This is a genomic window from bacterium (assembly GCA_021158245.1).
Lineage (GTDB): Bacteria > Zhuqueibacterota > QNDG01 > QNDG01 > QNDG01 > QNDG01.
Genome location: JAGGVB010000109.1, coordinates 1 through 14,965, shown reverse-complemented (window position 1 = coordinate 14,965; position 14,965 = coordinate 1). Strand labels below are relative to the sequence as shown.

Annotated in this window: 13 protein-coding genes and 2 tRNA genes; 5 read left to right on the top strand and 10 right to left on the bottom strand. The window is 36.4% G+C overall.

Translation table 11 applies throughout. From position 1 onward, the window contains the following. The 8 genes from glgP to secD form a co-directional block, all read right to left on the bottom strand. On the bottom strand, positions 1 to 760 hold a 760-nt coding region (gene glgP, locus J7K93_06435), incomplete at its 3' end, for an alpha-glucan family phosphorylase (protein ID MCD6116631.1). Between the two features lie 36 nt (positions 761 to 796). Then, positions 797 to 3,139 (bottom strand): alpha amylase N-terminal ig-like domain-containing protein, encoded by a 2,343-nt coding sequence (locus J7K93_06430; GenBank protein MCD6116630.1) that lies wholly within the window; start codon positions 3,137 to 3,139, stop codon positions 797 to 799. A gap of 263 nt (positions 3,140 to 3,402) precedes the next feature. Next, a tRNA-Lys gene (locus J7K93_06425) sits at positions 3,403 to 3,475 on the bottom strand. A gap of 11 nt (positions 3,476 to 3,486) precedes the next feature. After that, positions 3,487 to 3,560, bottom strand: a tRNA-Lys gene (locus J7K93_06420). Between the two features lie 92 nt (positions 3,561 to 3,652). Next, positions 3,653 to 4,966 (bottom strand): adenylosuccinate synthase, encoded by a 1,314-nt coding sequence (locus J7K93_06415; GenBank protein MCD6116629.1) that lies wholly within the window; start codon positions 4,964 to 4,966, stop codon positions 3,653 to 3,655. Then, positions 4,947 to 5,288, bottom strand: a complete 342-nt coding sequence (locus J7K93_06410) for an STAS domain-containing protein (GenBank protein MCD6116628.1) — start codon at positions 5,286 to 5,288, stop codon at positions 4,947 to 4,949. The genes J7K93_06415 and J7K93_06410 overlap by 20 nt, the downstream gene beginning before the upstream one ends. Positions 5,289 to 5,325: 37 nt before the next feature. Next, positions 5,326 to 6,258, bottom strand: a complete 933-nt coding sequence (gene secF / locus J7K93_06405) for a protein translocase subunit SecF (protein ID MCD6116627.1) — start codon at positions 6,256 to 6,258, stop codon at positions 5,326 to 5,328. A 47-nt stretch (positions 6,259 to 6,305) separates the two neighbouring features. Beyond that, positions 6,306 to 8,213: a protein translocase subunit SecD gene (secD, locus tag J7K93_06400; protein ID MCD6116626.1), complete on the bottom strand. Its 1,908-nt coding sequence runs from the start codon at positions 8,211 to 8,213 to the stop codon at positions 6,306 to 6,308. Positions 8,214 to 8,682: 469 nt separating this feature from the next. Between secD and J7K93_06395 the strand changes: the two genes are divergently transcribed. From J7K93_06395 to serC, 5 genes are all read left to right on the top strand, one after another. Continuing rightward, the gene (locus J7K93_06395; GenBank protein MCD6116625.1) at positions 8,683 to 8,997 is read left to right on the top strand and encodes a hypothetical protein; all 315 of its coding nucleotides are present in this window, start codon (positions 8,683 to 8,685) and stop codon (positions 8,995 to 8,997) included. A gap of 24 nt (positions 8,998 to 9,021) precedes the next feature. Then, positions 9,022 to 9,783 (top strand): DUF1961 family protein, encoded by a 762-nt coding sequence (locus tag J7K93_06390; protein ID MCD6116624.1) that lies wholly within the window; start codon positions 9,022 to 9,024, stop codon positions 9,781 to 9,783. A gap of 121 nt (positions 9,784 to 9,904) precedes the next feature. Continuing rightward, complete coding sequence (locus J7K93_06385) at positions 9,905 to 11,146, top strand: DUF1015 domain-containing protein (GenBank protein MCD6116623.1); 1,242 nt, start codon at positions 9,905 to 9,907, stop codon at positions 11,144 to 11,146. A 44-nt stretch (positions 11,147 to 11,190) separates the two neighbouring features. Beyond that, on the top strand, positions 11,191 to 12,057 hold the full coding sequence (locus tag J7K93_06380) for a hydroxyacid dehydrogenase (protein MCD6116622.1): 867 nt from the start codon (positions 11,191 to 11,193) through the stop codon (positions 12,055 to 12,057). An 18-nt stretch (positions 12,058 to 12,075) separates the two neighbouring features. Continuing rightward, positions 12,076 to 13,164, top strand: a complete 1,089-nt coding sequence (gene serC, locus J7K93_06375; GenBank protein ID MCD6116621.1) for a 3-phosphoserine/phosphohydroxythreonine transaminase — start codon at positions 12,076 to 12,078, stop codon at positions 13,162 to 13,164. A 49-nt stretch (positions 13,165 to 13,213) separates the two neighbouring features. Here the strand turns inward: serC and J7K93_06370 are convergent, their stop codons facing one another. Both J7K93_06370 and J7K93_06365 read right to left on the bottom strand, forming a co-directional pair. Continuing rightward, positions 13,214 to 14,641, bottom strand: coding sequence for a T9SS type A sorting domain-containing protein (locus tag J7K93_06370; protein ID MCD6116620.1), 1,428 nt, complete (start codon positions 14,639 to 14,641; stop codon positions 13,214 to 13,216). Positions 14,642 to 14,710: 69 nt separating this feature from the next. Further along, the coding region (locus J7K93_06365) for a T9SS type A sorting domain-containing protein (GenBank protein ID MCD6116619.1) at positions 14,711 to 14,965 on the bottom strand (255 nt) is incomplete at its 5' end.

The window sequence follows — 14,965 nt, the reverse complement described above, 5'->3', positions numbered from 1 at the left end:
TTCCAAGAACAATCTCCTGCATAAGTCTCATTTCTCTGTCTGACACATAAAGCCTTTGGGTAATTTCTCTGTTTATTTGATTATTCATTTCAAAATCAGTATCAAGTAAAAGCAGATATGTTCTTCCGATTTCAGCCTTCCATGCTCTTATGTAGATTCCGCCATTAATATTTAATTTAATTCTTACTTGTCTGTTATTTTTATCAACTATTCTTTTTATCGGCATTCCGGAAAATTTATTATTCTGATAGAAAGACTGCTGCATGCCGTCATTTGTTATCTGCTGTGTAAAATATGCCTGTCTGTATAACAGGCCCACTCCAATTATCGGTATACCAAGGTCACTTGCAGTTTTTAAATGATCTCCTGCAAGAATACCCAAACCTCCCGAATAAATCGGGAGAGAAGAGTGTAATCCGAATTCAAGGCAAAAATATGCTATTGATTCGCCGGAATGAACTTTAAGTAATTGTTTATGCAGCTCACTTGTTTTCTCTAAATACTCTTTGGATTCATTGATTATTCTAAGATAATTTTTGTAAAATTTCTTATTACCTAATCGTTCCTCAAACGTATATATATCAAGCTCTTTTAAAAAATCAACAGGATTTCCTTCAACTTCATTCCATAAGTACGAATCAATGTCTCTGAAAAGCCTCCTTATTTCATCATTCCAGCTAAACCTTAAATTATTCGCAAGTTCTATCAAATTATCTAATTCTTTCTCAATGCCAGTTTTTTTCTTTTTACCTGTAAACATATCTATTATCATCCCTTTAATTACATTGATTCCAATTTATTCCACAACTAATACTGCACCACTTAAAGCCGGTAACACAATTTTGACCGGTTTACTTTGATAAAAATATCTTTTATCATTTAGTTCGTCAAATAAAATTGATTTTTCAGGCGGGTTGAAAGATTCTGCATTTATTTGTAAAGCACTCTCTTTATCCCCATTGTTAAAGATTATGTATATTGTATTTTTATCATCTTTTCTTTCAAAAGCAAACAGGTTCCCATCAGCAATAACAGTGCGATATTCACCGGTTCTTAAGGCTGAATATTTCCTGCGAATTCTGATTACTCTTTTATAGAATTCGTGGAGATTCCTCCTGTTTATATTTCTCTTCCAATTCCATGGAAAAGTACGCCTGTTGTCAGGATCCTTTCCGCCCTCCAGTGCTACTTCATCTCCATAGTAAATATGAGGAATTCCAACATAGGCAGCTTCAAACAAAGCAGACAGCATAACCCTTTTTATATTGCCCCCGGCCATAGTCAGCACTCTTTCAGTATCGTGGCTTCCGCAAAGATTCATCATTGAATAAACCGATTGTTCGGGATATATATACCTTCCCGGAGCCAGCTCTTTGTCAAACCGTACAGCATCTATTGTTTGCTTAATAAAAAATGCAAGTACAGGGTCCCTGAAATATTTATAATTCATAGTAGAGTGAAAATATTTCGGGCCTATCCATTGTAAAGCATTTCCCCATATTTCACCTATTAATAATGCATCGGGTTTTTTACGTTTAACTGCTGTTGTAAATTTTTCCCACATCCAGAAGGGTACCTCATTCGGAACATCAAGCCTGAATCCGTCAATTCCGAAATCAAGCCAGTATTTAACAGAGCTTAAAACATAATGAACAACAGCCTGATTTGGTATTGCATCGTTCACATTGACAATATCATTTTCCTTTTCATTTGGCCTTGATAAATCATAGTTTAGTGTAGGATGAATTGGATATCCCCACCAGCAGTCATAATATGTACATGGTGTCGGCGCTCCTGTCTTGGGAAGAGGCCATTTTTTCCATTCAAACCAGTTCCAATATCTTGAAGCCGGCCCTTTTTTCACTGTATCAAGGAATTGACGGTTAAAATTTCCTGTATGATTATATGCCATATCAACGATAATTCTAATGCCAATTGAATGAGCTTTTTTTACAAATTCTTTAAAGACCCTTTCATCTGCAAAATGAGGGTCTATCCTCTTATAATTAACAGGGTCATATTTGTGATTTGAACGGGCTTCGTTCAATGGATTAAAATAGATTATTGTAATCCCGAGATTATAGAGATAATCTAACTTCTCCATTACCCCTTTTATATCTCCGCCGTAAAAAGAGTAGTAATCCGGTTTGCTGTCTGTTCTATAAGGGCTTTTTGACAGACCCTTTACATTATACCAATCATGAACAAAATGAAAATATTCTCCGTTTGTTTTTCCTGATTCAGGAAGGCTTCTGGCTCCATCATAATAAAATTCCTTAAAATCCTGATCATTGTTAAAATTACCGTTATTAAACCTGTCAGTAAATATCTGATAAATAATTCCATTCTTTGCCCACTCCGGGGATTTAAAAGGTTCTACTCCATTCTTTTTTAAACAGTACATTAAATTTAATGACGGCTTTGATTCTATAAAACCCTCAGGGGTTTGATAAACAATTTTTGATCCGTCAGTTAATTTATAGACAAAATATACCGGGAATTTGTCTATGTATAATTTCACATTATAATAATCATAAATGGTACCTGAGCCTTTAATACTCATTAAAATAGTTCGTTCCGTCTTTCCTTCTTCAGTTTTTAATATCAACTCCACTTTATCCACATCATTTATAAAAGATATTGCTTTAAATTTATAATTTCCTTCACCCATCGGATCAACTATACTGTAATTTAATGCAACAGGTATATCGGCTGCGAATATTTTACTGTCCCCTTTTATAGATACGGCATTATTAAATTTATCGGTAACAATAATTACTGAATTTCTTCCTCCTTTTCCATCCGGTTCAAAAGACATTGCATGTTCATCTGTCACCCAGTTTCCATCAACAATAAATTTATATAGATATTTCCCCTTAGGAAGGAACAGTACTTTTGAATAGATTCCATCGCCATTTTTATCAGCCAACTCGTCCCTGTTACTGCTCCAGTCGTTAAAAGTACCTGCAATGTATATTGATGAAACATTCTGCCCCAATGAATTATAATTTATTTCAACTCTCTTCAAAAAATCAGTATATTTATTTATACCTGAAAATGCCGGCCCATACGACTGTATTACAAATATAAAAATTATCCAAATGGCAGCCTCAATTCTACTTTTTTTGTAAACGCTCATTTTATCTCCGATTATTTTTACACACTGTTATGCATCATTCTGACATATTGGAAGATGCCCGGTTTTATGTGTGTTTTAATAAATACAGACAACAATATCTGAACAGATTTTTCTGATATAGGAATTAAATGAAATTTTATATTTTAATACGTGGTAAATAAAAATTTATACATTAATTTTTAAAATGCAAGTTAATTCTTTCGATATTGAAGATTATCACGGGAATTAAAAAAAGCCCGTCGCAATTACGGGCTGAAGGATTGTACGCCCACAAGGAATCGAACCTTGAACCTACGGATTAAGAGTCCGTTGCTCTGCCAATTGAGCTATGGGCGCTTAAAAAAATGTGAGGGTGCTGGGGATCGAACCCAGGGCCCACGGCTTAAAAGGCCGTTGCTCTACCTAACTGAGCTACACCCTCATTGAGAACATCAAGATAATAAAACAGCAAATAAATGTCAATAGACAAAATAATTTTTTTAACAAAAAATCACATTATTCAGCATAAATACTTCATGATAATCTTTTTTTCCAGATTGTTTCTTTTCTCCTGGGGCCCACTGAAACCATTAAAATCTCAACGCCTGTAATTTCTTCTATCCTATGAAGGTATTTCTTTGCATTATCAGGCAGATCATTATACTGCCTTACTCCACTGATACTTGTATTCCAGCCTTCCATCTCTTCATAAACAGGTTCTATTTTCACAATTAGTTCGGGATCAGTGGGTAGATAATTCAATATTTTACCATCTACTTTATAACCTGTGCACAGTTTAATGGATTTTAAGGAATCCAGAACATCCAATTTTGTAATTGCAAGATAATCAAGACTATTTATCTCTGCTGAAAATCTGCTAACTATTCCATCCCACCATCCGCATCTGCGCGGCCTTCCGGTAGTTGCTCCGTATTCCCCTCCGATTTTCCTTATCTCCTCACCGAGCTTGTCAGAAATTTCAGTTGGGAACGGCCCGTTCCCAACTCTTGTAGTATAGGCTTTCATTATACCTATTACTTCACTTATTGATCCGGGCCCAAGGCCAAGGCCAGTAAATGCACCGCCAATAATAGTATTTGAAGAAGTAACAAAAGGATATGTACCGAAATCTATATCAAGATGTGTACCCTGAGCACCTTCCAAAAGTATATTCTTGCCTGACGTATATGATTTGTAAAGGTATTCTCTTGTATCAATTATATTTTTACCAATAATTTTTGTAATGCTTAACAGTCCATCTAATATCTCATCAGCGTTGCAGCCTTCTGTTTTATAAACCAGTTTGAGTATTTCGTTTTTAAACTTTACATTGCTTCTGATTTTCTTCTCAAGCTGTGCAGGATTAAGCAGATCCCCCATTCTTATTCCTGTTCGCTCTGCTTTGTCGGCATAGGCAGGCCCTATGCCTCTTCCCGTAGTTCCTATCATCTCTTCACTGCTTGCACTTGTCTCGGATTCACTATCAAGCTTAATATGATACGGCATTATCAGATGAGCATTCTGACTTATGTAAAGCCTTGAAAGTACATCAACAGATTCATCCTGAAGCTGCTTAATCTCATTTAAAAGGGATTCAGCATTAATAACCATTCCGTTTCCGAGTACGCATGAGACATCAGGCCTTAAAATGCCGGTGGGAATGTGATGCAGTATAAAAGTTTTATTATCAAATTTTACAGTATGCCCTGCATTTGGCCCGCCCTGGAATCTTGCCACAATATCAAACTTGTCGCTGATGAGGTCAACAACCTTACCTTTGCCCTCATCACCCCACTGCGTACCAATTACAGCTCTTACTGAAGATGATTTATTCGGATAAACCTGCAACGGCTTCTTCCTCTGTTTTATATATTTTAAAAACTCTGTTCAATTTTGTAATAGCAAGCAGCTGCTCTGTCTTTTTTTGAATATTAAGCAGGCAGAGCTCACCCTCTCTGGTTTTAACAGTATTTAAGGCGGCAATTAAAATTCCAAGGCCAGAGCTGTTCATCCATTCGACTTTTTTCATATCAATTATGAATTTTTTTGAGCCTTTATCAATAAGGGAACGTATATTATCTGATAATTGATTCGCACCAGGCCCGCCCAGATTGGTTGAATCAATTGCAATAATAGAAATATCATCCCTTTTTTCAATGGTGAATTCCATCTCTTTCCGCCTTTCATCAGCAGATTGTTATTTTAAATTATCCTCTCTTTTTCTTTGCCATTTTCAATGCGCGCTTTCCGCCGTGCCTCATCTGCCATTCATATACTATCGGGCTTGCAACAAAGATAGATGAATAGGTTCCTACAATAACACCGAGCAGCATTGCAAAGGCAAATCCGTGAAGTACCTTACCTCCGAATAAAAATAGTATCAATACAACCGTAAAAGTTGTCAGTGAAGTAATTATCGTACGCGACAGTACCTGATTGATACTCTTGTTAATGATGGCTTCCAGGTTATCACTTCTTAATACTTTTAAATTCTCACGTATCCTGTCATACACCACAATTGTATCATTAAGAGAATAACCTACAATTGTCAAAAATGCGGCAATTTCTTTTAATGAAATTTCAAAATTCAGGATACTGAATGCTCCCAATGTAATTAACACATCATGAAAAAGCGCAATAATTGCACCAGTTGCAAAAACAACTTCAAACCGCCATCCTACATATATCAAAATAAGTATAAGAGCTATAAAAATCGCAAGCGCCGCTGCTTTTCTCAGCTCTTCTCCGATACGAGGCCCGATTACATCGATCTTTTCAATTTCATATTTCGCATTTTTAATACTTTTGCCGACAGTTAATTCCACCTTACGAGCCATTTCAACGGCACTTAAAGATTTATGCTGTGCGACATAAATAAGAAATTCATTTGTTGTACCAAAACGTTTTATCTCACTCTTGCCAAGCTCAACTGAAGTGAGAGCATCCCTTATTTGCGGTATTGATACCTGACCGTCAAATTTAATTACAATTGATGTCCCGCCTTTAAAATCTATACCATAATTGGGGCCGCCGTGAATAATCAATGAAATCATGCCAATCAGCAAAAGTATAGATGACAATACAAAAGCAATCTTTCTTTTAACAATAAAATCAATGTTTGGTGTCTGGAAAAACTGCATGTTTATCCCTTCCCTCTTTATATTAACAAACTCAATACTGATTCTTTTTAAATACTCAATTTCTTTAACGTTCTATGTGCTGTTAACGTATTAAAAATAACTCTTGTAACAAAAAGTGCTGTGAACATACTTACAACAATACCTATTGAAAGTGTTACGGCAAAACCTTTGATAGGTCCTGTGCCGAACTGATAAAGAACAATAGCAGTCATTAATGTTGTCAGGTTTGCATCAAAGATTGTCCTGAATGCCCTTGAATAACCGGCATCTATTGCAGCCCGTACAGTTTTGCCTACTTTCAATTCTTCCCTTATTCTTTCAAAAACAAGTACATTTGCATCAACAGCCATACCAATAGTAAGAACAATACCTGCCATACCAGGAAGTGTTAATGTAAACCTGAATTGTGCAAGTACTGCTGCAAGAATGAGCAAATTCAAAATAAGAGCTGTATTTGCAATCAAGCCGGACATTTTATAATAAAAAAGCATAAAAATTATAACCAGTGCAAAACCCAGCAATGCAGACCAGGCTCCCTTTTTAATCGAATCTCTACCAAGAGTAGGGCCTACTGTAGTTTCCTGTGTTATTTTTACCGGTGTCGGCAATGCTCCTGCACGCAATACAATGGCTATCATTTTTGCTTCTTCCATTGTCGGGATACCTGTTATTTGGCTACTCATCCCTAATTGGCCCTGGATTGTCGGTGCAGATACAACCTTGTTATCCAGAACAATTGACAGCCTGCGGTTAATGTTTGCTTTTGAGACACGCCCTATAATCCGCCCGCCTCTTCTGTTAAGTGTAAAACTGACAACAGGCCTTCCTGCATTCTGTACTCCCTGGCCTATATTTACTTTGGCATCCGTAAGATACTTGCCTGTTAATTCAGCATCCTTTTTAATAAGAAACAACTCTCTGTATTGCTTATCTCCTATTTTATAGGCTTCAGAAGACCACAGGAATTCAGCATCAGGCGGAATTAACGATTTTATATCGTCTCTTGCAAGAATTCTGTTTACAGCTGCAATATTCTCAACCGGTACGCTGACTTCTCTTGCTCCGCCTCGTGCACTTCTCAATAAAGCAAGAAATGGATTTTTTTTGAATATTTGTTCATCAACAAGAATTGACGTATCACTCCTGGCAATTGAAGTATCTTTTGATACAACATCCTCTTCACCAAAAAGCTCTGAAACACTGACCACTTTATCCTTGCTCTCTTTGGGTTTTTCGGCTTTTTTCTTTTTTGTAGTATCCTCAGGCACAGCAGAAGATACTCCCATATTTCTGGCCATTCTATTATCAATTTTTTTAATTGTATTAGAGAATACATCCGGATCTTTTAACAGCTTAAACTCAAGAAGTGCTGTACTCTTTATAAGCTCACGCGCCTGCTCCGGTTTTTCAATTCCCGGAAGTTCAACAAGGATTCTTCTTGATCCCATCTTGGATATTGATGGTTCGGAAACCCCAAACTGATCAATTCTGTTTGTTAAAATCTGCATTGAGCGGTTTATTGCTTTTTTACCCTCTTTATCGAGGTATGACAATATTTTTCTATCAGATTCGCCTCTCTGCCCCCAGTATCTGTTTAGAGGAGCACTATGTTCCGTAAATTTCCTTTCCAGAATTGTCAGAAAATCTTCAGTGCTTACATTCAATTCTTTCCGTATTTCATTAAGAATAGTTTCGAATTCAGTATCTTTGTTTTTAGCAAGCTGCTCCACAAGATATGGGAAATCCACTTCAAGCGTAAGATGCATACCGCCTTTCAAATCAAGGCCGAGACGTATTGCTCTATGCTGAATAGAATTCAGCTTGCCTTGCTGCTCCATTCGTGCTTTATCCTTTTTTGTTAAAGTGTTATACCTGTAAGTAGGCCAAAGCGCATAAATCGTCCATAAAAGCAGCAATGCAATAAAAACCCATTTGGCATTATTTTTTCCCATCATTCATATCTCCTCATAGGTGTTGGCAATAATTGTTTTTATTTCTCACAAAATATCTCTAAATTCCCAAACTAAATTATTTATGCTAATAAAAGATTGACATCCAAACATTTAATATACTTTAAATCAATTTTTTATGCAAGTTTTTTCTCTATTCAATCTTGAACACTTAAAAAACAGTACCTGTTATAAAGTATACCAATACATAGTTTTCTATTTGTTATATTTTCAATCATTTGGGAGTGTAGTGGATAGCATGTTTTCCATAAATATTGCATGTATAGAATAAGCCGTCGTACATAAACCGCCGCCCTTTCATAATTAACAAAATTTTAAAATTTATACACTTCTTCGCCCTTTTAAGTTGATTTTTATAAAATTTATTATTAGATTTATACATTGAATAAATTTTTAATATCAAATATTTACGTACTTAACTGTTCAAACAGGCAATAACAATTATGAGGGTATTATGGGTAGAAGTAAAAGCAAACAGAACCGCAGACGCATCCAACTGAAAAGAAAACGCAAACAGCATAAAAAACGCCAGGCTGCTGCAAGTATTACAGTCAAGGCAAAACCATTAAAAACCGTACGTAAAAAAACAACTGCTTCTCAAACAACAAAAAATGCTACTTCTTCTAAAAACGCCGGTAAAAGCACCAAAAGTACAACAGAAGTAAAAAGTTCGGTAAAACGTAAAAGTACCGCAGCTACAACAAAAAAACGTGCAACAAAAACAACAGAGAAAAGTACTGTAAAAGAATCAAAGAAAAAGAGCGGGTAAAGAACTTCTTTATGGAGAAATCCGGTGAAATCTCTATTTAAACAACTTTCTTCGGGGATTATTATAACTGTCTTTTTGTCTGTATTGTTCACAGGATGCAGTACAAAAAAAGAATCTGTCCTTCCCAGAATGAAGGTTCAGGGATTTTCGGCTAAGCTCATAGCCCTTGAAAATTTTGATACTGATCTTGATAACTGGCTTATCCAGGGGAAAGGAAAAGGACAAATCACAGGAACCGGTGCTCTTCGTCTGACTGGAATAACTAAAGACGAAGGTATTGTTATGTGGTTTAAAAAAGAATTATCAGGTGACTTCCTTCTTGAATTTGAAACTACGGTAAACGACTCATCCGGCCTGTGTGCAGTTATTATTTGTGCTCAAAACCCGGACGAAAAAAACTTTCTTAAAAATCTTCCGGATCCTTCGGGCAATCTAATGCTCTATACAAAAAAACTCCGAAGCTATATAATTGATTATCACAACCACAGTCAAAGTACCGGTACTGAAGGTGCAAGTAAGATAAGGAAAAACCCGGGGTACATGCTTCTTGCAAGTGTTGATAAAGATCCATGCTCAGAAAGCCGCCCTTATTATATTGATATAGTTAAAATCGGCAACCGCATGCAGTTATACGTTGACGGAAAGCGTATTCAGGATATACGGGATAAGGGTGGATTCGGCCCTGCATATATGCGGGGCTATACAGGATTTTGGGTAAAGGGTATCTCCGATCAGTACAGTGTAAGTCTTGACAATATCAGAATATTTCAGCTTTATCCTGAATAGAAAAAAATCGGAGCTTTACTCCCTTAAATTACATTAAGTTACAATTTATCTGTCCCCTTGTTTTAAAGGGATATTCTAAAAGTATAGGTTCAGGTGTTAATAAAAAATAATAGGAGTAGTTATGGCAATTATCAAACCTTTCAGCGGAATGCGGCCCGTGAAAGAAAAAATCATGGAAGTAGCATCTCCCCCCTATGACGTTCTCAGCAGTAATGAGGCCCGTGAAAAAGTTTCTGACAACCCTTACTCTTTTTTACACGTTGTTAAACCTGAGATCGACCTTGACCCGTCAATTGACATCTATGATGACAAAGTCTATGAGAAGGGTAAAGAGAATCTTTTAAATCTTATTAATAATGAAGTTTTAAAACAGGATGAGAAACCCTGCTTCTACATTTACAAATTAAAAATGGGAGGCCACACACAAATAGGCCTGATTGCTGCAGCATCTGTTGATGATTACGAGAATGATATAATTAAAAAACATGAATTTACACGAATTGATAAAGAAAATGACAGGATGAAACATATTGACAGCCTTAATGCTCAAACAGGGCCCGTATTCCTCACATATAGAGAGGATAAACAAATTAACAGATTAATCGAAGAGGCGGTCAAGCAAGACCCCGTATATAATTTCACCGGCGATTACTCAGTTGAGCACACAGTATATCTTGTTGACAATAATGACCTTATAAATAGTATTGTAAAGGCATTCACAAAAATTGATTACCTTTACGTTGCAGACGGCCATCATCGTTCTGCTGCTGCTGCACGCGTCCGCAATGAACGTATGCAGGCAAATCCCAACCATACGGGAAAAGAAGAATACAACTATTTCCTCTCCGTGATCTTTCCTGATTCACAGATGAAGATTCTTGATTATAATCGCGTTGTAAAAGATATTAAAGATTTCTCTGTTGATGAATTTATTAAGGAGATTGAAAAGAAATTTACTGTTGAATCCAGGAATTCAACCTACAGGCCTGAAACTCTTCATACATTCGGAATGTATATTGAAGGGAAATGGTATAAGCTTGTGGCTATGGAAAAGTCTTTTGATAATTCAGACCCTGTATCCAGCCTTGATGTTGCGATTCTTCAGGAAAACCTGCTGTCGCCTGTTTTGTCTATAGAATATCCAAGAAAGGACAAGCGGATCAACTTTGTAGGAGGCATAAGAGGCCTTGATGAATTGGAAAGATTGGTTGATTCAGGCAAATTCAAAGTAGCTTTTGCACTTTTTCCCACTGGAATTGATCAGCTAATCTCAGTTGCGGATTCAGGCAATGTAATGCCGCCGAAATCCACATGGTTTGAACCCAAACTTGCCAGCGGTGTTGTTATTCATATGCTTGATTAGAATGCAGAAAATCGAATAATAATTAATATACAGGAGGTATCCTTATGAAAATCTTAATCTCAGACGCTTTTGATGCATCTCTTCCTGAAAGGCTTAAGGAATTCGGTGAAGTAACTGATGATAAAGCTCAGATTAATGATGCTGATGTAGTTTTAATCAGAAGCAAAACCAAAGTAACAAAGGAGTACATTGATAATGCTCCAAACCTGAAATTGGTTATCAGGGGCGGAGTAGGCCTTGATAATGTTGATCTTGATTATGCAGCTGAAAAAGGAATCACCGTACATAATACTCCGGAGGCATCAAGCATAGCAGTTGCTGAGCTTGCTTTTGCCCACATAATTTCCGTTGCAAGCAGACTTATCGAAGGCCACAATAGCATGAAGCAAGGCAAGTGGATAAAAAAAGAGCTTAAAAGAACCGAGCTTTACGGGAAAACTCTCGGCCTCATAGGCGCAGGCCGTATTGCATCAGAGGTAGCAAAAAGAGCAGCAGCTTTTGGAATGACAGTTATTGCATACGACAAGTACGTAAAGAAATCTGACTATACGGAAATGAAAACTCTTGAAGAAGTATTGTCTGAATCGGACTATATCTCTATTCATGTACCTCAGACAGAAGAAACAATAGGAATGATCAATAAAAATACCATTGCCCAAATGAAAGACGGAGTAACAATAATTAATACAGGCAGGGGTAAATGTGTTGTAGAACAGGATATCGCAGATGCATTGAAAAGCGGAAAAATAGGGCACTATGCAAACGACGTCTGGTTCTCAGATCCTCCTCCTGCAGACTCTCCCCTTCTTGATGCCCCAAACGTGCAGATGACTCCGCATATTGGTGCATCAACCAAAGAAAATATGCTTCGCATTAGTGATATTGTAGTTAAAATCATTAAAGAATTTTAAAAAAATAGGAGGCCACACATGGCAAAAAGAATTTGGAATTTTAATGCAGGCCCTGCTACACTTCCCCTTCAAGTACTTGAACAGATAAAAACAGATCTTCCTGTTTATCGCAATACCGGAATGGCAGTAATGGAGTTAAGCCACCGCGCAAAAGATTATGCAGAAATACATTCAGAAGCAAAAGCACTTTTAAAAGAGCTTTTTTCCATCCCTGAGAATTACCACATTCTTTTTCTGCAGGGCGGTGCAAGCTCACAATTCTTCATGATTCCCATGAACCTTCTGACAGAAGGCAAATCTGCTGATTACATAAATACAGGAGCATGGTCTGTAAAAGCTATTAAAGAAGCAAAACGTTTTGGTAATGTTAATATTGCTGGTTCTTCAGAAGACCAGAAATTTTCATTTATCCCGAAAAATAATAATCTGAGCCTTAATCCGTCAAGTGAATATGTTCACCTTACATCAAACAATACTATATCCGGCTCACAGTATAAGGATTTTCCTGATACCGGGAATGTACCGTTAATCGCTGACATGTCAAGTGATATCCTTTCACGCAAGGTCAATGTGGAAAATTTCAGTTTAATATATGCCGGAGCACAAAAAAATCTTGGCCCTGCAGGAGTGACAATTGTAATTCTAAAGGACGATATTCTTTCCAAATGCAACCCGAATCTTCCAACAATGCTTAAATACTCAACTCATGTTGAAAAAGATTCTCTCTTTAATACAGGCCCGACCTTCTCAATCTACGTTGTTAAGCTGGTACTGGAATGGATAAAATCAAGCGGCGGCCTTGAAGCAATTGAAAAAGAAAATAATAAAAAAGCAGATCTGTTATACGGCACAATTGATGAAAACAGCGGTTTTTTCAAATGCCCTGTTGAAAAAGATTCCAGATCATTTATGAATGCTGTTTTCCGCCTTCCAACTGAAGATTTGGAGAAAAAATTTATTGAAGAAGCAACTGCAAACGGTTTTGGAGGAATTAAAGGGCATAGATCAGTAGGTGGTATCAGGGTCTCCATGTACAATGCAATGCCCTATGAGGGTATTAAAGAATTTACTGACTTCATGCTTAAATTTGCAAAAGACAATAGCTAAAATTTCATTTACCGGCAAAAAAAGGAGCAGCTGCTGTCTGCTCCTTTTTTTATCTGATCAATATCATTTTTTTTGTTGCACAAAACTTACCTGCATTCATGCGGATAATATAGACTCCTGATGACACATCCAGTCCATAATCATCTTTTGCATCCCATTTTATTTCATATAATCCTTTGTCGTATATTTTATTTGTAATGGTTTGAATATGCTTGCCCAATGAATTATAAATATTAATTACAACATGTTCTCTCTCAGGCAGATTAAAAACTATTTCAGTACTACAGTTAAACGGGTTAGGCCTGTTTTGACAAAGATTATAAGAAGCTATACTTTTTACTCCGGCAGTATCCACTGATGATAAGTCCATGAAATATATCATAAATATTTTATCACAAACTGTATAAAGACAATTATTATCAAAAGCTATTACTTTCCAGAAATATTTTCCATTCTCAGGAAGAGAAGACATAGTAAATGTTGTATCTGAAATTGATACAACACTTTTGGGAGAATTGAAAAGTGAATCATCGTCAAGGAAAAATCTGTATGTAACAGAATCTCCGGGATCATAATTTTTTGATGAATGCCACGCAAAATTTACAGGTTCGTCTCTTAACACAAGGGCACTGTCATTAGGACAGATTAGTGAAAACGAGCCGGGTGAGTCAGGAAGAGAGATGACAGTAAACGGCACTCCAATGCTGTCGGAAAGGCCTACAGGATCTTCTGCCTTAATTGATAGAATACCATTCCCTGACCAGTTATGCCGAGGTTTTAAAAGTAATACCCAATCAGCAGTATCAATATGACACTGGAATTCCGGTTTTGATGGTATAATTGATATTGCCAATTTATTGATTGAGTCATTCTGATCAGATATGTATTTAGACAGGAAAATTGATTTGGAACTGTCTTCAAAAATAGTTATTTCCGGAAAAGCTTTGATTACCGGCGGTACATTGTGGATAATTGATACAACTGCTTTACCCTCTAAATCTGCCTGCACAGCGTCATTTATAGTATAAAACACAGCATGTTCTATTTTTATACTATCTGTACAAACTGTATCATTTCTCACTGAAAAAAGTATATTGAAAAGAGAAGCTGAGTCTTCACAAAAATTAGATTCATCAATTGAAAAACCTGCAATAGAAATTATTGAATCACTTACATTCCAGGTGTTTGCTGTCCAATCCTCAAACAATGAATTTGTATAATCAACATCAATCACCCTTAAGAGATCCTGGTTAAATACAGCCTTAATCTGATATGCAATTAATGAGCTTAGGGCTACAGAGCTTTTAATTCCGACACTGACAGAAAAATCAAGGCCTTTACATGTGCGTACGGAATCACCCATGCTGACAATAATCTGAGAATAAGCTGCATGAACATTTATAAGATAATAAACCGCAATTAAATATACTAAATTAATAATAAATTGCAGATTCTTCCTGCCTTGTCTAAGTAACATGATCTATCCATAATGAAAATTAAAAGGGCGTTCTTAAACGCCCTTTACATATTGTTAATAAATAAAAATCTACCGGACTAAAAGGATTTTTTTTACAAATATTTTATTATCAAATATGACTTCTGCGAAATATAACCCTGAAGGTACACTATTGCCGTACCCGTCAATGCCAGGCCATGAAATTGAATGTGATCCTGATCCTGTTTTCCCTTTGTACAATTCTTTTACTTTCCTGCCTTTTGAATCACGAATTAAAATCGTAACTTTTCCGGCAGACGGTATTGTATAAGATATTGTAGTGGAGCTGTTAAACGGATTAGGATA

Excerpts from the sequence above, each read along its gene's own strand:
- J7K93_06430 (MCD6116630.1), bottom strand. The coding sequence starts at position 3,139 with ATGAGCGTTTACAAAAAAAGTAGAATTGAGGCTGCCATTTGGATAATT.
- J7K93_06385 (MCD6116623.1), top strand. The coding sequence starts at position 9,905 with ATGGCAATTATCAAACCTTTCAGCGGAATGCGGCCCGTGAAAGAAAAA.
- J7K93_06395 (MCD6116625.1), top strand. The coding sequence starts at position 8,683 with ATGGGTAGAAGTAAAAGCAAACAGAACCGCAGACGCATCCAACTGAAA.
- secF (MCD6116627.1), bottom strand. The coding sequence starts at position 6,258 with ATGCAGTTTTTCCAGACACCAAACATTGATTTTATTGTTAAAAGAAAG.
- J7K93_06370 (MCD6116620.1), bottom strand. The coding sequence starts at position 14,641 with ATGTTACTTAGACAAGGCAGGAAGAATCTGCAATTTATTATTAATTTA.
- secD (MCD6116626.1), bottom strand. The coding sequence starts at position 8,213 with ATGATGGGAAAAAATAATGCCAAATGGGTTTTTATTGCATTGCTGCTT.
- serC (MCD6116621.1), top strand. The coding sequence starts at position 12,076 with ATGGCAAAAAGAATTTGGAATTTTAATGCAGGCCCTGCTACACTTCCC.
- J7K93_06410 (MCD6116628.1), bottom strand. The coding sequence starts at position 5,288 with ATGGAATTCACCATTGAAAAAAGGGATGATATTTCTATTATTGCAATT.
- J7K93_06380 (MCD6116622.1), top strand. The coding sequence starts at position 11,191 with ATGAAAATCTTAATCTCAGACGCTTTTGATGCATCTCTTCCTGAAAGG.